A 25,409-nucleotide genomic window follows, 5' to 3' on the forward strand; every position below is an offset into this window, starting at 1 on the left:
CACTCAAAGATTTAAAAGATAAGGGTTAAAACAAAGCACTTTTCAGACGATTAAAAATCAGCGTGCGTACTTCACGTTCCTTGATCATTGAGTTGAGTAGATTGGAGCTATAACGAATCAGCTGCCCCCGCTGCTCACGATCACGGATGACGTCTAAGCCGTTCTTGACATAGTTTCGAGCAATCACCGTTCTACGGTTTGGATGGGTTAAACAGACCAGTTGACCGCGTTCGATCTGCTCTTTAATTTTTCTTCTTCTAATTTTGCCGCTAGTGGTCTTATTTATACGGCCTTGGTGCAGTAAATAGACACCGTCTACAGGCAAGCCAATATCAGCCGCCACTTGTTCTTTAACTTGAGTTCTGATGGTTTCAAAATTAAGTGTCTTATCTAAGGACTTTTTCTTAATCTCAAGTACAACCGTAACCCCTTCAGAATCAGCAAAGTTCACTGCTGCGACACAACCTTTACGAACAGCAGGATGTGCCATTTCAACAGAGCATTCGATATCTTGCGGATAATAGTTTTTGCCACGAATGATAATCACATCCTTAAGGCGGCCAGTTATATAAAGGTCTCCGTTTTTGATAAAGCCCATATCACCCGTTCTTAAGTAGTGTACTTGGCTAGGTTGTCCCGCCTCATCAAGAATCGTTGCTTCAAAGGTCTCCTGATTAACTTCCGGCTTTTGCCAGTAACCTGCAGTGACACTCTCACCTGCTAGCCAGATTTCACCGACTTCATGAGCCGCTACCTCTTTACGGGTATGAGGATTAACGATACGACAATCAATATGTTTCGAGATCTTGCCACAACTCACTACTTGCACGGCTGTCTGATCTTGGCTGGTCTGTACCAAATGGGCATTTAACTTGTCACGATCAAGTGAAATTGCATTGAGAGGGCCAGTTACGCCACTGACTAAGAGCGTCACTTCTGCCAAGCCATAACATGGCAAGAAAGTATCAAGTCGGAGCTTCGATTGTGTATTGAACTTCTCCATGAAGCGTTGCATGACATGGGCCTTGATCGGCTCGGCACCATTAAACAGCACACGCACACGGCTTAGATCAAGCGCTGCAGCCTCCTCATCAGTGATGCGATGTAGGCACAATTCATAGGCAAAGTTTGGTCCACCACTAATCGTGACGCCTTTTTCACTAATAAATTGTAGCCATTTAAGAGGTTTTCGAATGAAGTCCAGCGGCGACATGACATAACAAGTCAGTCCCACATATACGGTTTGCAAAACCGAGCCAATCAACCCCATATCGTGGTAAACAGGCAGCCACGTCAGGCCAACATCTTCTGGTTGTGTACCAAAAGCTTCGGCAATCATGACTTCATTGGCCATAATATTTTTATGAGTGACAATTACGCCTTTAGGCCAGCCTGTTGAGCCTGAGGTATATTGAAGGAAGCAGATATCTTTTTCAGTAATAAGCGGAAAATCTTTTTCCACCAAGTCACGCTGCAATTCGGCATCAACAGCATGTAATATCAAATTTTCATTTTGAGCTTTTAGTGTGATAAGACCTGCGAGCTCAAGAATCTTTTTTGTTGTGAGTACAATCTTAGGCTCACAGTCATTCATAATATTCAAAATATTAGAAAAACCATTACGGTTAAACGGTAAGCTGACTGGTACTGCAATAATTTTAGCTTTCAAACAGGCAAAGAACGATACGATAAAGTCCAATCCAGGTTCGAACAGCAATACGGCACGGTCACCACTGTCTACAATATTCATTAATATTTGGGCTTGATGTTGAACTCGCTCATTCAAATCTGCATATGTCAGAGATTGAATACCACCAGACTGGCGTCCCAAATACTCAAAAGCGATCTTATTTCCATTTAATTTTGCGTGGGATTCCAAAGTTGCAATGATATTATCCGTACACATTACAGCCATAACTTACTCCGATTAATTATAATTAACCTTTAAAATCTGCTAATTCAGAAACGACATTTCTTGCTAGGTTTCTTAATAAAAGAATAAATATACTTTTTATTTAAAATATAAATTCACATTATATTTTATGTATGAGTGTTACTTATTACACCTGTAAGTGTTTACAGGTTAGTGGTCTCTTATCGAAAATTAAGAAGCTAAATCCTTTATATGAATCATTTTTTGTTCAGTTATATATTTTTAATTTCTTATCATTATTTTAAATTAATGCCTCATCTATTCCTAATTTAGATACGTATAAGCCAAGATTTTGAAGGTTTTTTACTCTTAAACAGTTTCTTTTTTATTACTTTTAACTATAGAGTAAATATTTTCAAAAAATTTATAAAAAAATATAAATTAAAAATCAAACTATTATATTTATATAGGCACACATAAAAAATAAATATTTAAGAATACAACATAAATATAAAATTTTATTTTAATATTGAGATATACTTATTATATTTCCTTAAATTTAAAACATTTGATTAACTTAAATCAAACATATAAATCTTAAAATTATTTATTCCATTTAATTTTAATATTAAATTCCTATGTTATTTATAATCTCTACAAAAGCCCTAACATTACAGCTCGAATAGCTGCTGAAATTTTATTATTTACATTTAACTTTTGCATGGAGTTACTGAGATGGAAATTTACGGTTCTTTCAGTTACACCAAGAATCTGAGCTATTTCTGCTGACGTTTTGCCTTCAGCAGTCCAACGTAGCGCCTCTTTTTCTCTGTTCGTTAAATAAAGATTGAATTTAGCAAACTCTACATCATTTACTATTTTAGCAATGCTGGAATGCACTGTTTGAGTCAACCAATACATATTCGTATATTGTGCTTTTTGCTCTTTTTCTGATAACTGGTCATTGGATCTTGCCAGTGTTAGCATTCCTCGGGTCCCAATAAAATCACGGCTTGACTGAGCCCAACCGACATTTAAACCATAAGAACGCGCTTCCTCCCAAAAATCTTTTTCTGCCTGTGTCTTTGCAGATTGACTCGACCAAACAAGAGGTTGAAGTGATACCATACAATGCTGCACAGTTGGATCTATCTTCACATATTGCCGTTCCACATAACGTTTCTGCCATGCTTCTGGATAATTATTCAACATAATTGTTTTTGGTTCAGCAATAGATAAGGGTGATTGCATACCATAAGCGCAATAGTCAAATCCGAGCCTTGATGCGGTAGATTTAACGATCTCAAACAACTGGTATTCATTTTTTACCACCAAAAATGCTGATAATAAATCCTCTTGCCAACTTTCCATTTGCTCTCATTAGACTCCATTCACAGACTATTTTTTATTCGGTTGCATATTGTGAATCCAAGCAATCAAATTGAAGTGTAGGTCTAATCTTTTACCGTAATTTCCATAAAGTCCTTCAAAAATCTAAAAGATTCTGAAGTTGCTAAATATATTTTCGGTGCCTACTCTTCTATTAGAGCTCTCAATTAAAGATTTTGAATTCATTATCCAATTAACAACACTTTTAAGCCCGGAATGGTTGCAAATTATTCAGATAAACTAGATGTCTGAAAGCTTTCAAGGTTGTTATATTTCATGCGCAGATTATGCTTTAAAAATTAAAATTTACACGATGCATTTTATTCCAAAATATATATTTTTTTAATTTATAAAGAGGTCGACTACTTAATCTTTATAGTATGCTTTTATTAATTTAATTAAATAATATTGTCTATCAATTATTCGATATCTCCAATTTTCTTATTTTTTATATATAAAAACTAAAAATAATTATAATATTTTAAAAACCAATCAATTACTGTAGAAATCCCTATACTTGTAATTATTATTTGAGTAATAGCAATATTGACTATCTAATAAGCTCCAACGAAGGATTCTCTTTAAAAAAATAACTTTTTACCCGAAAATCTCTCTAATAAGAAGAGCTTAAAGATGTGCTAACAAATTACAGTTAACCTGTTAAATATAACAGTATTTTATTGGCAAAAATTTATGTTATTTATTCATTAAATCTTAATTTAGGGTACTTAAGCAGGTAGCATGGTTAGCATACCCCCTCATTTCTCTATCTCAACAGATGGTTTTATTCGAATGAACGAAAACCAACTCATGAGTTATCCTCTCCAACATATCATCTCTACCGTTGAATCTAGACATACTGAAGCGTCTCAAATTTTCTATTATGGTTTTACTGAATGGGCAACTTCACAAACTCCAGCTTTAAGTACCGGATGGGATTGGGAACTCATTGAGAATAATGGCATCACTACCGTAAAACGAGTGGGGTTACCTCGAAGCAATATCATGATTGTTGACGTATCTGGTATGGATATCGGATTTGATATTAATGAAACATTACTCGAGAAAAAAATAGATACTTTGTTCTGGGAACCGTTTATTTATGCCCAAATCAATACGTCATTAACCAAGTCTTCATTAAGTCAAACCTTCTCTTAGAAACCTGTAAATTCTTACAGTTACCGCCTTTCCAGCTGTTCAGTAAAGTCACTTGAAAAATAAGTGGAAGCACTTGTAATGAATATTATTGCTGGATTTCAAAACAATTTTTCAGAAGGCCTATATACCAAATTTAAAAGTTACCGCTACAGGGTATTTGTTGAATATTTGGGTTGGGAGTTGAACTGTCCAAACAATGAAGAACTAGATCAATTTGATAAAGTCGATACAGCTTATGTCGTGGCTCAAGACAGAGAATCCAATATCATTGGTTGTGCCAGATTACTACCCACCACACAACCCTATTTACTCGGGGAAATATTTCCCCAACTTCTCAATGGAATGCCTATTCCCTGCTCACCAGAAATTTGGGAATTATCAAGGTTTTCAGCCGTAGATTTTTCAAATCCGCCTTCCTCTAGCAGTCAGGCTGTGTCATCACCTGTCTCAATTGCAATTCTGCAAGAAGCAATCAAGTTTGCAAGAGAACAAGGCGCAAAACAACTCATTACGACTTCTCCTCTTGGAGTAGAACGTTTATTACGTGCTGCGGGTTTTCGTGCCCATCGTGCAGGTCCACCAATGACGATTGATGGATATTCGATGTTTGCATGCTTGATTGATATCTAATTTCTTATATAAGACTCATGCCTATCCATGGGGCATGAGTCCTAATTTTTACATAGCAATCTATACATATGACCGAGCAAGATGAGTGCATATCAATCAATCTTGGTTTTTAGATTTAAGTTTGCTTTCTTATAATAAGTCTCATCCTTTTTATAGCTCCAATCGCGCGGCATAAATGATGTCGATATAATCGCAACTACAGCCATACTTCCAATATAAAACATAATTAAATATGGATTGCCTTGCCCAATACTGAGTAGTTTAGTGGCAATCATAGGGGCTAAACCACCACCCAAAACACCTGCCAACTGTACCGAAATCGAAATACCGCTATAACGAATTTCAGCAGGAAATTGACGCGCAAAAAGCTGAGCTTGTGGCGCATACATAATCGGAAACACCACACCAATTGCCAAAACAATTGCCGTCCAGACCAGCACCGGATCTTTGGTATTGAGCATGCTAAAAAATGGATAAGAATAAAGTGCCAATACACATAGACCAAACATAAACATATTGCGTTGACCGACTTTATCAGACAAATGTCCGCATAACGGCGTCATAAATAAAATCACGGCTGCACCGCAAATAGTGGCAAACAAAATGTCTTGTCGTGGAATACCTAATTGTGTGGTGGTGTAAGCTAACGTAAAGGTTGAAGCAATATAGAACCATGCATTTTCGGCAGCGCGAGCCAAAATAATGGTGATAAGTTGTTTTGGATGGTTTTTAAAAACCTGAAAAGCCGGAACTTTGACTTCTTCGGACTGTTGTTTTACTTTTTCAAAGTCTGGTGACTCAGGCACTTTTACACGAATATACCAACCCACTGCCAGTAAAATAATGCTGGCAAGAAATGGTAAACGCCAGCCCCAGCTAAACAATGCTTGCTCAGGTAATAACGACACCAGTCCTAGTGCGATTGAGGCGAGCATTAAGCCCCCACCGGTACTGGCTTGAGGTAAACTTCCCCAAAACCCTTTACCACCTTCGGGTGCATGTTCTACTGCCATAAGCACGGCACCGCCCCACTCACCGCCCATGGCCATACCTTGAATAAATCGCAAGATCACCAAGCCAATTGCCGCCCAATATCCAATTGACTCGTAAGTCGGTAAGAGGCCAATCAGTACGGTTGGAATTCCCATGAGCATCAGCGTTAGCAATAACATTGACTTACGGCCAATCTTGTCACCAAAATGGCCAAAGACTAAACCACCAAGTGGACGGCCAATAAACCCAACAGCATAGGTTGCAAATGCTGCAAGCACACCTGTAAGTGGGTCCAGATTTGGGAAAAATAGTTTGTTAAAAATGAGGGCTGCTGCTGCACCATAAACAAAAAAGTCATACCACTCAATCGTGGTGCCGACCATGCTAGAGATGCCTGCTAATCGATGTGACGACTTTTTAGGATGTGAACCGTTTCCATGTATTGTTTGCATCGTAATGTCCTTTTTAGATTTTCTTGTTTTGTCTTTTTATGCTTATGATCTATCCTGACCATAAGCATGTTCAGGTCTCGCTTGATCTCCTTAAGCTTTTTATGTGTTTGAAAAATGGTTTAGCTTAGTTTTTCTAAAATTTGTTCCAGCTCAGGATTACGTTCTTGCCACCGTGGTTGTTTATCTTTATCAACAATGAGCGCACGAACGCCTTCAATAAAGTCACCATGCTCAAACCAGATATCCTGTAAATCACGCTCAAGCTGCATACACTGCTGTAGTGAAAGTCCACGGCCTAAATGTTGCAGTTTCAAGCTGGTTTGTTTGGCAATAAATGAACGCTGCTGCAAAATACTAAGCATTTTACTCGCCCAAGTCTTTAAGCTCTCATCCTTTTCATTTTCAAGGCTTTGTTCTATCTCATCTAAATGCTGAAATCCAAAATGTTTACGGATGCCTTCGGCAAGTTGTTTAAGCTCACTTTCAGCAGGACGAGTAATAAATCGGGTAATGATGTGTTCAATTCCCTCTTTGCTTAAACTTGGCGCTTCGACGAGAGCGTCTTGTAAAGCTTGTAACTGATCGCTTGGCACATGGTAGTCAATTAAGTCGAGATAGAGCGCATCACTACTGCTGATCTGCTCACCCGTAATTGCCATATAAACGCCAATATCATCAAGGCGAGACAGGAAATGAGTTGCGCCAACGTCCGGGAAAAAACCAATCGCTGTTTCAGGCATGGCAAATCTGGACTTTTCACTGCTTACCACAATGTGACACGCCTGAGCCAAGCCAAAACCACCACCTAATACATAGCCATCAAGCACAACGATGATTGGCTTTTCATATTCGCGCAGTGTATTGAGCATTTTATATTCGGCACTAAAGTAACCTTTGTAATCGGCTGTGCCATTTTTATAACTGTCATAGAGATAGCGAATATCGCCACCTGCACAGAAGGCTTTTGGGCTATTTGATTTAATTAAGATCGCCTGAACAGCAGCATCATTTCGCCACAACTCCAATTGGGCGCCAATTCCTTCAATCATATCTAACGACAATGCATTGAGATGAGTCACACGATCTAAGGTGATCACGCCAAGCTTACCTTGTCGCTCAATCATTAAGTGATTTTCTGTATTCATTTTATTGATCTCTTACTGATTTTTAAAATTTGCCTGCCGTTTTTCAACAAATGCCTGCATGCCTTCTTTTTGGTCCGCAGTTGCAAAAATGGAGTGGAACATGCGACGTTCAAAACGTAAACCTTCGGTAAGGTTCACCTCAAAAGCTCGGTTAATGGTTTCTTTGAGCATCATATTTGCAGTTAAAGACCGTGCTGCGATTTTTTCAGCGGCTTGCAAGGTTTGTTCAAGTAATTCTTCTTTACTAAACACACGTGCAACCAAACCACTTTGTTCTGCCTCTACTGCACCCATTTGACGAGCGGTAAGGCACATTTCCATTGCTTTCGCTTTACCAATGGCATGGGTTAAACGCTGTGTCCCACCAATACCCGGAATTACCCCTAAAGTGACTTCGGGTAAACCAAACTTGGCGTTATCAGCACAATAAATAAAGTCACACATGAGTGCTAATTCACAGCCACCACCCAATGCATAACCACTCACCGCAGCAATTAAAGGTTTACGGCGCTGTGCAATACGGTCTGCAAGATGGAAAAAGTCATCTAAATAAATATCGGGGAAAACCAAATCGGCCATTTCTTTAATGTCAGCCCCTGCGGCAAAAGCTTTTTCTGAGCCTGCCAATACGATGCAGCCAATTTCGCGATCTTTCTCGAGTTGATCTAATGCCTGATTAATTTCACTAATTAATTCACTATTTAAGGCATTGAGCGCTTGAGGGCGATTTAAGGTAATCAATCCAACCCCATTACGCTTTTCTAATAAAATACTTTGCCACTGCATTATTTATTCCTTGTTCTGGTTTTATAGACTACGTGCGATGACTAAACGTTGAATATCACTTGTGCCTTCGTAAATTTGACAAATACGGGCATCACGATAAATACGTTCAATTGGGAAATCTCTGAGATAACCATAGCCACCAAACACTTGTAAGGCATTTGAGCACACACGTTCCGTCATTTCTGAAGCAAATAGTTTGGCCATTGAAGCTTCATTCAAACACGGTTGGCCTGCTTCTTTGAGACGTGCAGCGTAGTGAACCAGTTGTCTCGCTGCTTCAATTTCAGTTGCCATGCTAGCAAGGCGAAACGCGATGGTTTGATGCTCAAAAATTGGTTTTCCAAAAGTAATACGCTCTTTGGCATAACGAGTTGCTTCTTCGAGCGCCGCACGTGCTAGACCGACTGCTTGTGCAGCAATACCAATACGTCCACCTTCTAAATTGGCGAGAGCAATTTTCAGGCCTTCACCTTCTTTACCCAGCATGAGACTTTTATGGATGCGTACATCTGTCAGCGCAATTTGGCAGGTATCTGAAGCATGCAGACCTAACTTTTCTTCTACACGAATCACTTCATAACCCGGTGTCTCGCGTGGGACTAAAAATGCACTAATCCCCTTTTTACCTGCGCTCGGATCGGTCACAGCAAACACGATAATGACACCGGCATTATTACCCGAGGTAATAAACTGCTTGGCACCATTTAAAATGTAATCGTCGCCATCTTTTACCGCACGGGTCTTGATGGCTGCTGCATCTGAGCCAGTATGCGGTTCGGTTAAGGCAAAAGCTCCTATCATTTCACCTTGTGCCAAAGGTTTTAAAAAGCGCTCTTTTTGCTCGTCAGTCCCAAATTTTAAAATAGGCACACAACCAACCGAGTTATGTACACTCATAATGGTCGAGGTTGCCCCATCCGCTGCTGCAACTTCCTCGAGTGCCAGTACATAGGCTAAGTTACCCGTGTCTGAACCACCCCATTCCTCTGAAACAAGCATTCCCATAAAACCGAGTTGTCCCATTTGAGTCAGAGTTTCTTTTGGAAAAGTTCCATCTCGATCCCAATCACTGGCATTAGGCTTGATTTGTTCTTGGGCGAAACTTTTCGCCATATCACGAATGAGTAATTGTTCTTCGGTAAATTGCATTATTATTTCCTTTACCCTGCTTTAGCTTGTTGTTTAGCAATTTCTTGATTACGCAATAAAAAGCGCTGAATTTTGCCACTTGGAGTTTTAGGTAATTCACTCACAAATTCAACTAATCGTGGGTAAGCATGAGCAGAAAGTCGTCTTTTAACAAACTGGCTGAGTTCTTCAGCAAGTGCATCTGAAGGTTGTACGCCCGCAGCTAAAATTACAAAAGCCTTAACCACTTCAGTGCGATCCGGATCAGGCACGCCTATTACTGCGGCTTCAATCACAGCGTCGTGTTCAAGTAGTGCGCTTTCTACATCGAAAGGTCCAATACGATAACCCGATGTGGTGATCACATCATCGCTACGGCCGACAAAGCTCATACTGCCATCGGCATGTAGCTCGGCAGTATCACCCGTTAAATAGTAATGACCAATGAAAGGTGATTTACGACTTTCTTTATAGCCACCAAACCACATCATTGGAGACTGGCTAATGTCGACTGCTAAAATTCCCGGTGTGTCTGGCGGAAGTTCTTCACCTTGTTCATTAACAATTGCAACACGATAGCCCGGACTTGGAAAACCTGCTGAACCAGCATGAATTTCATGTTTTAAACCATGATGATTACACACCACCATGCCCACTTCAGTTTGCCCATAATGGTCATAAATTGGAGCATCAAGGACTTGTTTAAACCAACGAATTACTTCTGGGTTAAGCGGCTCGCCTGCACTACTCACCACACGGAATTGTCCTTTTAACGGCGCCATTTGTGCCGGATCAGCCGCCATCATCATGCGGTAAGCCGTTGGTGCACCTGCCAAGTTGTTAACTTTATAATCTTTCACAATTTGGCATAGGCTATCGGTACTAAAACCGCCTTCATAGAACAAAGTGGCATGGCCTAAAAATAACGGTCCAGTAATCGCATAGTACAGACCATAAGCCCAACCCGGATCGGCAATATTCCAGAATGAATCCTCTTCGGTTAAACCAATGGCATCTTGCATATATCGACCAAAAGCAATCAATGCTTTTAGTGGCACTTCCAATGGTTTCGCTGGTCCTGTAGTGCCTGAAGTAAACATAAGCAAGAAAGGATCTTGGATGCTACGCATCACCAGATCACATTGATCGGACTGCTGCTTCACTTCATTCCAGAAATTAAAATCACCTGCTTTAAGCGGAGTACCTTGTGCGTCGGCCACTGTCATAATTGCAGGGCACTTTTCAATTTCGTCGAGCTTGCTACGGTTGCCCATATCGGTCACCACCAGCTTACTTTGAGCAAGTTGAATACGGTGCTCAATCGCTTTGGGACCAAAGGCAGTAAATAGGGGTTGGTACACCGCACCAATTCGCCAAGCTGCCAAAATGGTCACAATCAGTTCAGGTGTTCTCGGTAATAAGCCTGAAATACGGTCTCCCGCTTTCACACCTTGTGATTTTAAAAAGTTAGCAAACTGACTCGACCATTCTTTTAGTTCACGGAAGGTATATTGTTCTTTGCGACCGTCTTTTCCTTGCCAGTACAGCGCGATCTTGTCGCCATCTGCATGTCTATCACAACATTCATAACATGCGTTCAGTGCATCGAGTGAACCTGACAACATCTGTTTAGCAGTGCTTTCCAAATCGAAAGCCTGTACAGCATTTTGATAATCCATCATATCTTTTCCCTCAGTCCGGATTTGTTGTTATTCACGACAGGGTTTGATTTATTCGTTTAAAGCCATCCTTTGGCTTTACCGTTATGCCTCTTGTGGCAGGTATTGTTGAATAATGCTCGAGAAATCGAGATGAGCATTACCACGCATACACATTTGCTGATAAAGCTGTTGCACCATACCACCTAACAAAACCGGCTGTTTGACTTGGCCTGCGGCTTCTACAGCGAGTCCTAAATCTTTGAGCATTAACTGAGTTGCAAACCCATCTTGATAGCCTCGAGATGCGGGCGCATTTTCATTAATATGTGGCCATGGGTTACACACATCCGAACTCCAGCAACGGCCACTTGAAGTATTAATTACACCTGCCAATGCTTGTGGGTCGATGCCTAGCTTCACACCGAGTGCCATGCCTTCGGCCACCGCAGCCATTGAAATTCCTAAAATCAGGTTATTGCAAATTTTGGCAATTTGGCCTGCACCGACATCACCACAATGAACAATATTTTTGCCCATGTGACTGAGCACAGGTTTCACCTCATTAAAGGTTTGCTCATCGGCACCGACCATGAAGGTTAAGGTTCCTGCTTGAGCACCAATGGTTCCACCAGAAACGGGTGCATCACAAATTTTAATATTTTTGCTATGTGCAACAGCAGCAATGTCTTTAATAGTTTGCGGGTCAATGGTGCTGCTATCAATGCATAAGCTACCTGCTTTTAGCACTTCCAAGACACCATTTTCGCCTAAGTAAACCTCTTTAACATGCTTCGCCGCAGGCAACATGGTAATGACTACATCTGCTTGTTTAGCTGCGTCCTGTGGGCTGTCGCAAACCACACCACCTGCCTCGGCGAAGTGCTGAATCGCGACTTCACTGAGGTCGTAACCATAAACTTTGAGTCCGGCTTTTAGTAGGTTTTGGGCCATTCTGCCGCCCATATTCCCTAGACCGATAAAGGCGATATTCATCCGTGATCCCCTTAACGTAAACTAATGGTTGTATTTACACCACCAACTTCATGGCTATCTTCAAACCAGCGACTGGTAATCGTTTTGGTTTGGGTATAGAACTGCACAGCCTGTTTGCCGTATGGCCCCAAGTCGCCAAGTTTTGAGCCTCTTGAACCGGTAAAACTAAAGAACGGCACTGGTACAGGAATTGGAATGTTGATACCGACTTGACCAATATCAATAACGTTTTGGAAAGTACGTGCAATGGCACCGCTTTGTGTGAATAGACCTACACCGTTACCAAATGGGTTGGCATTGATCAAAGCGATTGCTTCATCGAGTGTATCTACACAAATAATTAAAAGTACCGGGCCAAAGATTTCTTCTTTATAAATACGCATATCGGTATTTACACCACTAAAAATCGTGGCGCCCACAAAGTTACCTGACTCATAATCTTGTACTTGAACATTGCGACCATCGAGTAGTAACTCTGCGCCTTGCTCAACACCGCTATTAATCAAGTCAATTACACGCGCTTTGGCACGTTTTGAAATCACTGGACCAATGTCAGTATTTGGTTCATGGCCTGCATTTACTTTTAGAGTTTTGGCTTTTTCAACTAACTCTTGAATCCACTGTTTACTGTCACCAACCATCACTGCAACCGACAATGCCATACAGCGTTGTCCCGCTGCACCGAATGCTGCACCTACTAAAGCGTTTAAGGTTTGTTCCTTATTGGCATCCGGCATCACAACCACATGGTTTTTTGCACCCATCATGGCTTGCACACGTTTGCCATGCTGCCCTGCAAGGTTATAAACATGTGTTCCAACCGCTGTTGAACCTACAAATGAAATTGCTTTAATGTCTTTATGGGTACACAAACGGTCAACCACTTCTTTACCGCCATGCACAACGTTCAGCACACCTGCCGGAATACCTGCTTGAATCGCAAGCTCAACCAACATCATGGTCGATAATGGATCTTGTTCTGAAGGTTTTAAAACAAAAGTATTGCCGCACACGATTGCCATTGGGAACATCCAAAGCGGGATCATGGCTGGGAAATTAAACGGCGTAATACCTGCACAAACGCCCAAAGGTTGCTGCAAGGTATAGGTGTCGACACCACGTGCTACACCTTCAACATATTCACCCATTTGTAAAGTACCAACTGAGCAGGCATGTTCAACCACTTCTAGACCACGTTGAATATCACCTTCGGCATCTGCCAAAGTTTTACCTTGTTCAGCCGTCAATACTTGTGCAATGTCTTTCATGTTGGCACGGATCAAGTCTTGTAGCTTGAGCATGATGCGCATACGTGCCTGAATTGGGGTCTGGCGCCATGAAGCAAAAGCATCTTGTGCAGCCTGAATAGCAGCGTCGACTTCTTCAACCGTTGCAAAAGGCACGCGGCCAATCACTTCCTGAGTTGCAGGGTTAACAATGTCTTGCCATTCTTGTGTTTTAGATTCGATAAACTGTCCGTTAATAAGTAATTTAGCGGTGTCCAATTCGATTTTCTGGATTGTGTTCATAACCTCTCCGTAGGTCATATTTTTATTGTGTTCAGTTATTAGAAAATACTTTTCTATGTATTTTCTTTATTCAGGTTTTATTTGAGACTAACAAAGAAATCTTTGACCACCAACGCAAATTCATGCACGATTGTTGTGCAAATATGCACAGGGACAATAACAAAAATGAAAGTGGATTGGGATCATCTACAGTTTTTTCTGGTTTTAGCACGCACTAAAACTCTAACCAATGCTGCACGTATTATCGGTGTCGAGCACAGTACGGTGGCTAGACGGATTCAGGCTCTAGAACTTGCTTTAGGTACTACGCTATTTAAACGTGAAGCAACCGGTTATGAGTTAACTCTCGAAGGGATGGCACTTGTCCCTCGAGTTGAACAAATGGAACAAGCTTTCTTACAAATTGAAAAACCGCACCAACCTTTGCAAGGTCGTGTGCGAATTGGCACACCTGAGGGCTTTGGAACCGCATTTTTAGCCCGCTTACTGGCTGAGTTCTCCATCCAGTATCCTCTGCTTACCATCGACCTGATACCCGTACCAAAAATGATTAAGCTCTCGCACCGTGAAGCAGATATTGTGGTGTCGATTGAACGCCCAACCTCAGGGCCTTATATCATTACGCGCTTGTCTGATTACTGTTTAAAAATTTACGGTAGCCAAAACTATCTAGCGCAAAACCCACCAATTCGCCGTCTGGAAGATTTAACCCATCACCGCTTTGTGAACTATATTGATGATCTGGTGTATAGCCCCGAGCTGTATTGTCTAGAACGCTTACCTTTGAAGCTTAACGCAAACTTTCGTAGTAGCAGCATTTTGGCGCAACAAATTGCGGTCAGCGCAGGCGCAGGTCTTGCAATTTTGCCCAAGTTTTTGGCAGATGATAAGCCTGAGCTCGAAGAGGTGTTAGAACAACAAGTTCGTTTTACCCATACCTTCTGGATGCTGACCTTCGTTGATTTACAGCATGAGCCGCGCATTAAACTGGTCTGGGATTACTTGCGTAAACAGGCCGATAAATACCAACATTTACTGGTTGATTAAATAATAAATAAAAAGCCAATCATATGATTGGCTTTCTGGTAAATCGAGACAGGTTAATTAAAAGATTTCTTGACCTAATTTTCTCATACGCGGCTTATAGAACGCATAATAGGTCACACTTAAAACTACTAACCATACTGGGCTAACGTATAACGCTTTTAAGGTATCTGGCTCTAATGCCAAAATCACCAAGGTAAACAAGAAGAATGCAATAACGGCATAAGCCATCAACACACCGCCCGGCATTTTGAAGGTAGATGCTGCATGTAACTCTGGGCGAATTTTACGATAACGTAAATAACACGCCATGATTAAAATCCACACGCTAATGAATAAAATCACACAGAGCGAGCTTGCCAAAGTAAATGCTTCCATCGTGTTTGGAACAAAGTACTGAAGCACCGCTCCGCCCATAATGAAAATACATGAGAAGATTAAGCCATTTGACGGTACAGCACGTTTTGATAAACGTCCCAAGACACTCGGTGCCTGACCATCTTTTGATAAACCAAACAACATACGGCTCGTTGAAAACACGCCACTATTCATCGAAGACATGACCGAAGACAGCACAACCAAGTTCATGATAATTGCTGAAATCGGAATACCTGCATTTAAGAACAATTCAACAAACGGGCTTTTATCTGCACGGATATGATTCCAAGGCGTCACTGACATCACGACAAAAAGTGCCAGCACATAAAACAGAATAATACGTACCGGAATCGCGTTAATTGCTTTTGGTAAGTTAGTTTGCGGATCTTTCGTTTCAGCCGCTGTGGTACCAATCAACTCAACACCAATAAAGGCAAACACTGCAATCTGGAATCCGGCTAAAAATCCACTTACACCTTTTGGAAACAGACCACCATGCGACCAGACATTACTGATGCTGACAACGTCACCATGAGGAGCTTGGAAATGAGTGAGAATCATGTAGCCACCCACACCAATTAAGCCAATAATTGCCAAAATCTTAATGAGTGCGAACCAGAATTCTACTTCACCAAACAACTTGACCGTAAGCAAATTAAGTCCTAAAACGAATAGTACACAGCCCGCACTAATCATGGCCTGTTGCATTGGTGAGAAACTGGCACCCTCGGGCAACCAGAAACTTAAATAATTAATAACTGCTGATAGATCGGCAATACCGACCAATACCCAGCCTAGCCAATAGGTCCAGCCAATATAATAGCCAGCCCATGGGCCGATTAAGTCATATGCCATATCAACAAATGACTTGTAATGTAAATTAGCAAGTAGTAATTCACCTAATGCACGCATAAGGAAAAAGAACATACCGCCAATTAACATGTAAATAACGAGAATCGAAGGACCTGCGAGGGAGATGGTTTTGCCCGAGCCCATAAATAGACCGGTACCGATTGCACCGCCAATTGCAATGAGCTGTAAATGGCGATTACTTAATTTCCGTTGTAAATGATCAGGGGAACTTGCCTCATCTGAATGATGAACCATTGTCATATTAGAAGTCCTTTTTATATTTGCTTAATTTCAATCAGCAACATATAGGGAGAAAACGAACCGTATATCGTGGGTTGCTGAGTCTATACATCGGGACAAGATGTTCAAGTATATTTTTTCCTTAATTGATCTATCTTTTATCCCTATTTTTTTAAATTGCATTATTTATGTACTGCCTTCACGGCAATTTTAATTATCCAATCTCAATTCACCAGATGAGCCGAAGTGTAGCATGCGATATTGTTCAATGTCGCTTTCCCACCCCCTTCAAAACTGCACTGATGACTCAAAAATAAACAATATTATTCCGATAAAAAACCTAAAGAAAATAAAAAAAGCCAATCATGTTAGATTGGCTTTTTAATAAAACTTAATGGTCGTTGACGAGTTCACGTCCTAGTCTTTTCATGCGCGGTTTATACAGCACATGATAAGTCACACCTAAAATGATCAACCATACTGGACTGACATATAGCGCTTTTAAGGTATCAGGCTCTAATGCCAAGATTACCAAAGTGAAAAGCATGAATGCCAAAACAACATAACTCATCCAAATGCCGCCCGGCATTTTGAATGTAGATTTTTCATGTAATTCAGGACGTAATTTACGATAGCGTAAATAGCACACCATAATGAGACTCCACACACTAATGAAGAGAATCACACAGAGTGAACTTGCTAATGTAAATGCCTCCATTGTGTTTGGAACAAAGTACTGAAGCACTGCCCCGCCCATAATGAAAGTACAAGAGAAAATCAAACCATTTGATGGGACTGCGCGTTTTGATAAACGTCCAAATGCTCCCGGTGCCTGACCGTCTTTTGATAAACCGAACAGCATACGACTGGTTGAAAACACACCGCTGTTCATTGAAGACATGACCGAAGATAGCACCACCAAGTTCATGATGATCGCAGAAACCGGAATACCCGCATTTAAGAATAACTCAACAAACGGGCTTTTATCTGCACGAATGTGATCCCACGGTGTTACCGACATCACAATAAATAACGCCAATACATAGAACAAAATAATACGTACAGGAATCGCGTTAATTGCTTTCGGTAAGTTCTTCTGCGGGTCTTTCGTTTCAGCAGCTGTCGTACCAACCAACTCAACCCCGACAAACGCAAAAACGGCAATCTGGAATCCTGCCAAGAAGCCTTCTGTACCTTTCGGGAATAAACCGCCATGTGACCAGACATTACTAATGCTGGCAACAGCGCCTTGCGGAGCTTGGAAATGGCTGAAAATCATGTAGCCACCCACGCCGATCAGGCCAATAATTGCCAGAATCTTAATAAGGGCAAACCAGAATTCAATTTCACCAAATAGACGTACTGTAAGGAGGTTAAGTCCCATCACAAACAACACACAGCCTGCACTAATCATGGCCTGCTGTATTGGTGAGAAGCTTGCACCATCGGGTAGCCAGAAGCTCAAATAGTTAATGACTGCTGAAAGGTCCGCAATACCGACCAGCACCCAACCTAACCAATAGGTCCAACCCAAATAGTAACCAGCCCAAGGACCAATCAGGTCATGAGCCATATCAACAAAAGATTTGTAATGCAGATTTGCAAGGAGTAGTTCACCCATTGCACGCATTAAGAAAAAGAACATGCCTCCAATAATCATATAAATAAAGAGAATTGAAGGACCTGCAAGGGAGATGGTTTTACCTGAGCCCATAAATAGGCCAGTTCCAATTGCACCGCCAATTGCAATCAGTTGTAAATGACGGTTAGACAGTTTTCGTTGCAGATGATCGGGAGAATTTTCCGTATCTGAATGACGAGCCGTTGTCATATTAAAATTCCTTTTTGAATTCCTTTGTTAAGATCAGCAACCTATGGCGAAAATTGAACCGTATGCCATAGGTCACTGAATCTGTTCACCAAAAAACGACTGGTTAAACCGTATCTATCTTCCTTCTGTTAGATACATCATCGTTTTTGGAGTAAAGCCGAATTACTTTTGTGCTGCCGTCACGGCAATTTCAATTAACCAATCTGGATTGACCAAATCGGCCTGAATTGTGGCACGCGATGGAGCAACACACCCTTTTAACCAGTCAACCCAAATTGCATTTACAGTTGAAAAGTCAGAAAGATTTTTCAAATAGAGCTGCGCAGAGAGCAAGCGAGATTTATCGGTATTGGCTAATGCCAAAAGTTCATCAATTGTTGCAAGAATTTCACGGGTTTGACCTGCCACATCTTGCTCGGTATTTTTAGGCACCTGACCTGACAAATAAACCACTTTGTTAAAAACAGTCACGGCGCTCATGACTTCGTTAGTGTTAATCTTTTGTATATCTGAATTAGACATTCGGATTTCCTTATACCTGATTAATAAATTGAACACGGGCGGTGACGGCACACATCAGTTCATAACCCACCGTACCGGATGAAACTGCAACATCGTCAATAGATAGAACGACGCCTGTACTTGACTGACCCCAGAGCACCACTTCACTACCAACTTTGGCACTCTCAATACCCGTTAAATCGACTGCCAACATATCCATACTGACGCGGCCAACTGTACGCGTGCGTACTGAGTCCACTAAAACTGGAGTACCTGTTGGCGAAATACGTTGATAACCATCGGCATAGCCGCAAGCCACAATTCCAATCGTCATGGGTTGCTCTGCGACAAAGTTTGAGCCATAACCTACACTTTCATTCGGCTCCAAATGCTGAACGGAAATAATTTCACTACGTAAGCTCATGGTTGGCTGCAAGCCCCAATCCGCAATACTATGGGTTGGGTAATCTGGCGAGCTGCCATAAAGCATGATGCCGCTACGGACATAATCTGATTTGAGCTGGTCTTGATAACGCAGAATTGCCGCACTATTACTTACCGATCTTTCACCCGGTAAATCCTTCACAATTTCTTCAAAGGCAGTAATTTGATAATCAATACCTTGCTGACCGAAACGATCGCCATCTGCATCCGAAAAATGCATCATGTGGGTAATCTTGGCGACATTTACCAAATTATTTAAACGTTCCCAAGCCTGCACATAATGCTGTGGTTTAAAACCAAGACGGTTCATACCACTGTTCATTTTCAAGAAAACATCAAATTGAGCAGGATAAGGATGCTGTTCTACCCACTCAATTTGCGCTTCACTATGAATGGTGAAACTAAGCTGATACTGCACACAATCAAATAAATCTTGAGGAGAAAAAACTCCTTCGAGCAATAAAATCGGGCCTGTCCAGCCTAGAGCACGAATTCGTTTTGCTTCTTCAATATCCAGTAAGGCAAAGCCATCTGCTGCTTTAAATGCTTCATAGACACGTTCAATTCCATGTCCATAAGCATTGGCTTTGACAACGGCAAAGACCTTACTATTTGGCATAGCTTTGCGTACCACCGCCAAGTTATTTTGTAAGGCTTGACGGTGGATCACTGCGGTAATAGGACGAGGCATGATTACTTTCCTAACGTCCGTTAAGCCGCATGTGCGTGTGAATAACGCTGAATTGAAAGGCCATCGGTACTGATATCAGTCTTATGATTCAATACGATGTCACTGATTAATTTTCCTGAACCGCACGCCATGGTCCAACCTAAAGTGCCATGACCTGTATTCAAGAACAGATTTTTAAAGCGAGTCGCACCAATAATTGGAGTACTGTCTGGTGTCATTGGACGTAAACCTGTCCAGAAAGATGCTTGTTCCATATCACCACCCGGGAACAAGTCTTGAGTCACCATTTGCAAGGTTGCACGGCGGTCTTCGTTTAGACCTAAATTGAAACCACTTAGCTCAGCCATACCACCTACGCGAATACGTTGATCAAAACGAGTAATCGCAATTTTGTAGGTTTCATCAAGTACTGTAGATTGCGGAGCAAAAGCAGGGTCAACAATAGGAATCGTCAACGAGTAACCTTTTACAGGATATACAGGTAACTGTAGATCAAGCGGTTTCAAGAAATCACGTGAATAGCTACCAAAGGCTAGAACATAACGATCTGCGGTTAAAACCTTGCCATTTACCTGTACGCCTTTAATTTGATCGCCTTCGACAATCAATTTTTCTACGTTCTGATTAAACTGGAAGTTAACGCCTAGCTCTTTAGCAATTTGAGCTAAAGCATTGGTAAATAAATAGCAGTCGCCTGTTTCATCATTTGGTAAGTGTAAACCACCCACGAGTTTATCTTGTGCATTTGCTAAAGCTGGTTCTACACGACCAAGCTCGTTGCCATTTAATAATTCGTAGCTTACGCCGCATTCTTCAAGCACGCTAATGTCGCGTTGAACCGCTTCCATTTGTGCTTCTTTACGGAATAACTGCAACGTACCTTTAGCGCGGTTTTCGTAGTGAATACCCGTGTCTTTTCTAAGTTCGCGTAAGCAGTCACGGCTGTATTCAGCCACACGCATCATACGTTCTTTGTTCACAGCATAACTTTGCGGATTACAGTTTTTCAGCATTTGCGCCATCCACTGTAATTGCCACATGCTGCCATCTAAATTAATCGCAAGCGGTGCATGGTGTTGGAACATCCATTTCACAGCTTTAAAAGGAATTCCTGGTGCTGCCCAAGGGGTCGAATACCCAGGCGAAATTTGACCTGCATTACCAAAACTTGTTTCTTCAGCAGGACCTGACTGGCGATCGAGAACAGTAACCTCGGCTCCTTGTCGAGCCAGATAATAGGCACTTGCCACTCCAATAACGCCGCTACCTAGTACAATTACGCGCATTTCCATTCCCTCACGCACACCAGTTTATTTCACTAGTATATTTCTGCTTCAATAGTTTATTTCACTGTTTTTCAGGCTATAATCTAGGTAAATTTATGTTTTTCTCGCGAGAATTTTAAAAAAAGAGGAAATATCTATGCGCCCCTTAGATCGTATAGATCGCATGATTCTGGATATTTTGCAGCGTGAAGGACGAATTGCGATTAGTGAATTGGCATCAAGAGTCAATCTCTCTACCACCCCCTGTTCAGAGCGTGTAAAGCGCCTTGAGCGCGATGGCATTATCATGGGTTATTACGCACGCCTAAACCCAGCCTACGTTGACCGTAACCTGCTTGTCTTTTTAGAAATTAAGTTATCTGCCAAATCTGGCGATGTATTTGATCAGGTGGCTAGAGACTTAGTTGAGATTCCTGAAGTGCTCGAATGTCACCTCATTTCAGGTGAATTTGACTACCTTGTAAAAGCGCGTTTAAAAGAAATGAGTGCATATCGTCGCTTGTTAGGAGATCTATTAAAGAAACTCCCAGCTTCGGCATCTTCACACAGTTATGTCGTCATGGAAGAAGTGAAAGAAACTCTATATCTCGATGTGAGCAAGTAAAGCGAGCATTACTGAACTCGCTTTACTCACCTTTTGAAAATTAGAAATATTTTAAAATCGAAATATGTTTATTTTGATGTTTAAATTTCGAGAACCATTTCACCGCTGGATAGAGTGCAAAAGACAGCACAATCGTAATTAGCCACAACATCCACACATGATTGACCGACAAATAGTTTCCGTAGTTAGCTCCCCACACACTGAGTGCCAACACATACATCAGTTTCAGCACATATAAATGCAATAAATAAAAGAACATCGGCACCGAGCCAAACACGACCAATGGTTTTAAAAACGAGTGCTGCTGCATACGTTCAAAAGCAACGAGCACAAGCAAACCAATTCCAACATTCAGCAAAATAAACAATAAAGACGGTGGATACTTGGTGAGGTTAAAAAAGCTCATGAGGCTCAGTTGTAATGACTCAAAATGTTGCCACTGCTGGTCGCCATAGACATTGATAAAACGGAGTAAAACAAATAACCCGACGCTTGCTAAACCAAGACTGAGTAAAGTGCGGCTTCTTTGCTTTGCTGAATATTTTGAACTAAAGAACTGACCTAATACGTAGCCTAATAAAATCACCCCAATCCAAGGTAAAACAGGGTAACTTGTACGAAGCTTGATACCCGCAAACTCAAGCCAGCCACGTTCATGTAAAACGAACCATATATTCTGTAGGATGCCTTGTGAGAAATACACAGAATCTAATAAGTTGTGTCCAAAAATAATCACCAACGCTACACCAGCAAGAACAGGCAAAGGCAAACTTACACAACAAGCTAGCACCACCATGCTAATACCAATCGCCCAGATCACTTGTAAATAAATGACTTCAGGCGGAAAAGTTGCCGTCCATGCAAAATTCACGAGGGTAAGCTCTAACACAATCAAAAATAAGCCACGCTTTAATAAAAAAGCACGTGTTTGCTGTAAATCTTGTTTTTTTGACTGAAATAAAAAAGCAGAAATACCGGTTAAAAGTACAAAAACCGGAGCACAAATATGGGCCAATAATCGACTGCCAAATAAAGCCGGTTCTGTTACTGTTACGTCCATTGGATCGGTAACCTGTTTATGTAAATAGAAAGTTTCTCTTACATGGTCGAGCAACATAATGATGATCACCAAACCACGCAATGCATCAATCGACTGTAAACGTTCAATATTCTTTTCTAAAGACATAGCAGTAATCAACAAAATAATGTAACGTTATACTATTACATTTAATTCCTTTTGTCTTTTTATGGCTGATTATTTATGCGACACAAATTAGGATTGTTGTCTTCGTTAGGTCTATCATTTATATCGACACTCACTTGGGGAGAGGAAACGTCAACGGTACTTGAAACCATACGTGTTCAGGCCGAAAGTACTCGAGAAGATGTGAGCCAAAATAGCTCGGCAACTAAATTTACTCACGATGTTTTAGATGTCCCTTTTAACCGTGCTTATCTTTCTAAACAAATAATGGAACAGCAAGACGTGCAACGGATTGATGATGCATTAACTTTAGTCAGTGGGGTTTTTCATCAAAATAGCTTTGGTGGTGGTTTTTGGGATAACTACTCATTTCGTGGCTTTAGTACCGACCCCAATTTAGGTGCGGCTATGATCCGTAACGGTTTGAGTGTTAACCGAGGAATTAGCGCTCCAAAAGATGTAGTGAATATTGAATCTTTAGAGTTTTTAAAAGGACCAATGGCGGCGCTATATGGTCGCGGCGAAACAGGAGGTTTGCTGAACCTCAACAGTAAAAAACCACAGTGGGAAAGCGAAAGTGAACTTAACCTACGCGCCAATACCCAAGAACAATATCGCATAAGTCTGGAACACACCGCGCCTATTAACGATGAACTGGCCTATCGTTTAGCAGTGGCTCACGAAGATAATCAAAGCTTTCGTGATCATGTTAGCAGTGAACGCTGGTTCTTTTCACCACAGCTCACATGGAAAATTTCAGACCAAACACAACTCGACTTTGACAGTGAATTTACAGAGCACAAAGGAACCTTTGACCGTGGTGTCAGCACAGTCAATCATCAGTTTGTGATGAACCCGAAAACCTTTACAGGTGAACCTGACGATGGCGACCTGAAAATAAAAGATTACTTTTACCAATTACGTCTGAGTCACGAGTTTAACCCTAACTGGAAACTAAACAGTGCGGTCAGTTATAAAGATGCACAAATGGTCGGCTTTGCAACCGAACCTCGTCGTATGCAAGCCAATGGCCGCACTCTAGAGCGCCAACGCCGCTATCGTGATTATACAAGTGAAGATGTGCTGGCTCAGACAGAGTTACTTGGCAAGATTGATACCTCATGGGCTCGTCATGAAATTTTACTTTCAACCGAGCTTGGTCAACTCGACTATAAACAAAACCAGCTTCGTCGCAACCACAGCACAGACTCACCAAACACAATTGATATTTATCAACCTGAATATGGCAAATATTTACCGAACCTTACTCCGTTTACCGACACCAAAGAGCGCCAGCGTTACTTTGCACTTAATCTACAAGATCAGATCTTTTTCAATGACCAGTGGAGCGTGTTACTCGGTAACCGTTTTGATCAGGTCGAACAAGACTTTAAAAATCATATAAAACAGACCGAAGACAACCAGACACTTCACCAGAATAGTCCACGTTTCGGAGTAAATTTTAAAGCGTCTGAGCAATGGGCGTTTTATACTAACTATGGTCGCTCATTTGCCATGAATAGTGGTATGAACCGAAATGGACAAACCTTCGCTCCTGAAAAAGGCGAAAGCTATGAAGTCGGTACCAAATATAAAATAAACGACCAAAGTGTGCTGAGTCTCGCTCTGTTTAAAATGAAAAAACAGAACGTGCTAACGACAGACCCAATCGACAAAGACTTTCAAACCGCAGCAGGCGAAGTGAGTAGTAAAGGGATTGAGTTTGATTTAAATAGCCAGATCAATGACCGCTGGTTCGTTAATGCCAACTATAGTTATACCGATGCTCAAATTGAAAAAGACCAAGACTTGGCAAAAGGCGCTCGTCTAAGCAATGTTCCAAAACACCAAGGCTCCGTAAGCACCAATTATGAGTTTCTACAAGACGGTGCAAGAAAAGCAGGTGTAGGTGCCAATCTCACTTATGTGGGTGAGCGCAGTGGACATAACCTTGATAATGGCTTTAACTTACCGAGTTATACGCTGGTCAATTTAAATGGCTACTATGCCCCATCTGACCGCTTACGCTATCAGCTGAATATAAATAACCTATTTGATAAGACCTACTATGTCTCAAGCTATAGCGATTTATGGGTTCAACCGGGCGAACCATTGAACGCCTCAATTTCGGCACAGTGGAAGTTTTAATTTATCTATAAAATAAAAAAGCCCGAATGATTTCGGGCTTTTCACTAAAACATACCATTTTCATTAACGAGTGGATCAGGCTGTATTTGCCCAATATCCCAAAACTCCGCAATTTTTCCATTTTCAAAACGGCATATATGAACCACAGCTAAAATTGTTAGCTTGTTATTCATTTGCATTTCCAGTTTCGAATGTACTGCAACTAAAGCGCCATCTTCAATGACATGCTGAACTTCAAGAACTTTGTTTGGAGTTTCAATTGCACTTTCACGCATCCCTTCCTTTAAAGAAATCTTATCACCAGCATAATAAGGATTGTGATGCTTAAAGTTTGGGGCGGTGTAATTGCCGTAGGCTTCATCGACCTCGCCAGCGGCAGCAAGCTCTAAAAAACGTACCGCAATTTCTTTTTGAGATAAGCTCATTGTAGAACCTCCCGGCTATATGTA

The 25,409-nt window shown here is 41.3% G+C and carries 21 protein-coding genes; 5 read left to right on the plus strand and 16 right to left on the minus strand.

Annotated elements, in window-relative coordinates:
- Positions 1–25: 25 nt before the first annotated feature.
- Positions 26–1,915: a fatty acyl-AMP ligase gene (locus tag NQ782_RS14745; protein WP_057094395.1), complete on the minus strand. Its 1,890-nt coding sequence runs from the start codon at positions 1,913–1,915 to the stop codon at positions 26–28.
- Between the two features lie 612 nt (positions 1,916–2,527).
- Positions 2,528–3,244 carry a LuxR family transcriptional regulator AbaR gene (gene abaR, locus NQ782_RS14750; RefSeq protein ID WP_000446790.1) on the minus strand — a complete coding sequence of 239 codons (717 nt, stop codon included), beginning with the start codon at positions 3,242–3,244 and terminating at the stop codon, positions 2,528–2,530.
- A 759-nt stretch (positions 3,245–4,003) separates the two neighbouring features.
- Here abaR and NQ782_RS14755 point away from each other — a divergent pair.
- Both NQ782_RS14755 and abaI read left to right on the plus strand, forming a co-directional pair.
- On the plus strand, positions 4,004–4,420 hold the full coding sequence (locus tag NQ782_RS14755) for a DUF4902 domain-containing protein (RefSeq protein ID WP_000253662.1): 417 nt from the start codon (positions 4,004–4,006) through the stop codon (positions 4,418–4,420).
- A gap of 63 nt (positions 4,421–4,483) precedes the next feature.
- A complete protein-coding gene (abaI, locus tag NQ782_RS14760; RefSeq protein WP_086231060.1) occupies positions 4,484–5,050 on the plus strand; it encodes an acyl-homoserine-lactone synthase AbaI in 567 nt (188 codons plus the stop codon).
- Between the two features lie 92 nt (positions 5,051–5,142).
- Here abaI and NQ782_RS14765 read toward each other — a convergent pair whose 3' ends face one another.
- The 7 genes from NQ782_RS14765 to NQ782_RS14795 form a co-directional block, all read right to left on the minus strand.
- A complete protein-coding gene (locus NQ782_RS14765) occupies positions 5,143–6,495 on the minus strand; it encodes an MFS transporter (RefSeq protein ID WP_001193289.1) in 1,353 nt (450 codons plus the stop codon).
- 119 nt (positions 6,496–6,614) lie between these two features.
- Complete coding sequence (locus NQ782_RS14770) at positions 6,615–7,640, minus strand: enoyl-CoA hydratase/isomerase family protein (RefSeq protein WP_001091033.1); 1,026 nt, start codon at positions 7,638–7,640, stop codon at positions 6,615–6,617.
- Between the two features lie 12 nt (positions 7,641–7,652).
- Entirely contained in the window at positions 7,653–8,426 is a 774-nt protein-coding gene (locus NQ782_RS14775; protein WP_001198690.1) for an enoyl-CoA hydratase, read from the minus strand.
- 21 nt (positions 8,427–8,447) lie between these two features.
- The gene (locus tag NQ782_RS14780) at positions 8,448–9,575 is read right to left on the minus strand and encodes an acyl-CoA dehydrogenase family protein (RefSeq protein WP_001160765.1); all 1,128 of its coding nucleotides are present in this window, start codon (positions 9,573–9,575) and stop codon (positions 8,448–8,450) included.
- A gap of 11 nt (positions 9,576–9,586) precedes the next feature.
- On the minus strand, positions 9,587–11,236 hold the full coding sequence (locus NQ782_RS14785) for an AMP-binding protein (protein ID WP_000969580.1): 1,650 nt from the start codon (positions 11,234–11,236) through the stop codon (positions 9,587–9,589).
- An 81-nt stretch (positions 11,237–11,317) separates the two neighbouring features.
- Positions 11,318–12,208 (minus strand): 3-hydroxyisobutyrate dehydrogenase, encoded by an 891-nt coding sequence (gene mmsB, locus NQ782_RS14790; RefSeq protein WP_001017299.1) that lies wholly within the window; start codon positions 12,206–12,208, stop codon positions 11,318–11,320.
- 11 nt (positions 12,209–12,219) lie between these two features.
- Positions 12,220–13,737: a CoA-acylating methylmalonate-semialdehyde dehydrogenase gene (locus tag NQ782_RS14795; protein WP_057093670.1), complete on the minus strand. Its 1,518-nt coding sequence runs from the start codon at positions 13,735–13,737 to the stop codon at positions 12,220–12,222.
- A gap of 165 nt (positions 13,738–13,902) precedes the next feature.
- Here NQ782_RS14795 and NQ782_RS14800 point away from each other — a divergent pair, with 165 nt between their 5' ends.
- Positions 13,903–14,784: a LysR family transcriptional regulator gene (locus tag NQ782_RS14800; RefSeq protein WP_086231059.1), complete on the plus strand. Its 882-nt coding sequence runs from the start codon at positions 13,903–13,905 to the stop codon at positions 14,782–14,784.
- Between the two features lie 57 nt (positions 14,785–14,841).
- Here NQ782_RS14800 and NQ782_RS14805 read toward each other — a convergent pair whose 3' ends face one another.
- From NQ782_RS14805 to NQ782_RS14825, 5 genes are all read right to left on the minus strand, one after another.
- Complete coding sequence (locus NQ782_RS14805) at positions 14,842–16,272, minus strand: amino acid permease (protein WP_000178999.1); 1,431 nt, start codon at positions 16,270–16,272, stop codon at positions 14,842–14,844.
- A 370-nt stretch (positions 16,273–16,642) separates the two neighbouring features.
- A complete protein-coding gene (locus tag NQ782_RS14810; protein WP_000205436.1) occupies positions 16,643–18,082 on the minus strand; it encodes an amino acid permease in 1,440 nt (479 codons plus the stop codon).
- A gap of 162 nt (positions 18,083–18,244) precedes the next feature.
- Positions 18,245–18,604 (minus strand): RidA family protein, encoded by a 360-nt coding sequence (locus NQ782_RS14815; RefSeq protein ID WP_000071347.1) that lies wholly within the window; start codon positions 18,602–18,604, stop codon positions 18,245–18,247.
- A gap of 10 nt (positions 18,605–18,614) precedes the next feature.
- On the minus strand, positions 18,615–19,718 hold the full coding sequence (gene alr / locus NQ782_RS14820) for an alanine racemase (protein ID WP_057093669.1): 1,104 nt from the start codon (positions 19,716–19,718) through the stop codon (positions 18,615–18,617).
- A 20-nt stretch (positions 19,719–19,738) separates the two neighbouring features.
- On the minus strand, positions 19,739–21,004 hold the full coding sequence (locus tag NQ782_RS14825) for a D-amino acid dehydrogenase (RefSeq protein ID WP_001263981.1): 1,266 nt from the start codon (positions 21,002–21,004) through the stop codon (positions 19,739–19,741).
- A gap of 136 nt (positions 21,005–21,140) precedes the next feature.
- Here NQ782_RS14825 and NQ782_RS14830 point away from each other — a divergent pair, with 136 nt between their 5' ends.
- The gene (locus tag NQ782_RS14830) at positions 21,141–21,608 is read left to right on the plus strand and encodes an Lrp/AsnC ligand binding domain-containing protein (RefSeq protein WP_001247568.1); all 468 of its coding nucleotides are present in this window, start codon (positions 21,141–21,143) and stop codon (positions 21,606–21,608) included.
- 40 nt (positions 21,609–21,648) lie between these two features.
- Here NQ782_RS14830 and NQ782_RS14835 read toward each other — a convergent pair whose 3' ends face one another.
- Positions 21,649–22,794: a DUF1624 domain-containing protein gene (locus NQ782_RS14835; RefSeq protein ID WP_000051114.1), complete on the minus strand. Its 1,146-nt coding sequence runs from the start codon at positions 22,792–22,794 to the stop codon at positions 21,649–21,651.
- 75 nt (positions 22,795–22,869) lie between these two features.
- Between NQ782_RS14835 and NQ782_RS14840 the strand changes: the two genes are divergently transcribed.
- The gene (locus NQ782_RS14840) at positions 22,870–24,960 is read left to right on the plus strand and encodes a TonB-dependent siderophore receptor (RefSeq protein WP_057093667.1); all 2,091 of its coding nucleotides are present in this window, start codon (positions 22,870–22,872) and stop codon (positions 24,958–24,960) included.
- Between the two features lie 44 nt (positions 24,961–25,004).
- On the opposite strand, the gene NQ782_RS14845 is transcribed toward NQ782_RS14840, so the two are convergent.
- Entirely contained in the window at positions 25,005–25,385 is a 381-nt protein-coding gene (locus NQ782_RS14845; protein WP_032031009.1) for a nuclear transport factor 2 family protein, read from the minus strand.
- Between the last annotated feature and the right edge of the window lie 24 nt (positions 25,386–25,409).

Source organism: Acinetobacter sp. BD54, assembly GCF_044778325.1.
GTDB classification, from domain to species: domain Bacteria; phylum Pseudomonadota; class Gammaproteobacteria; order Pseudomonadales; family Moraxellaceae; genus Acinetobacter; species Acinetobacter baumannii.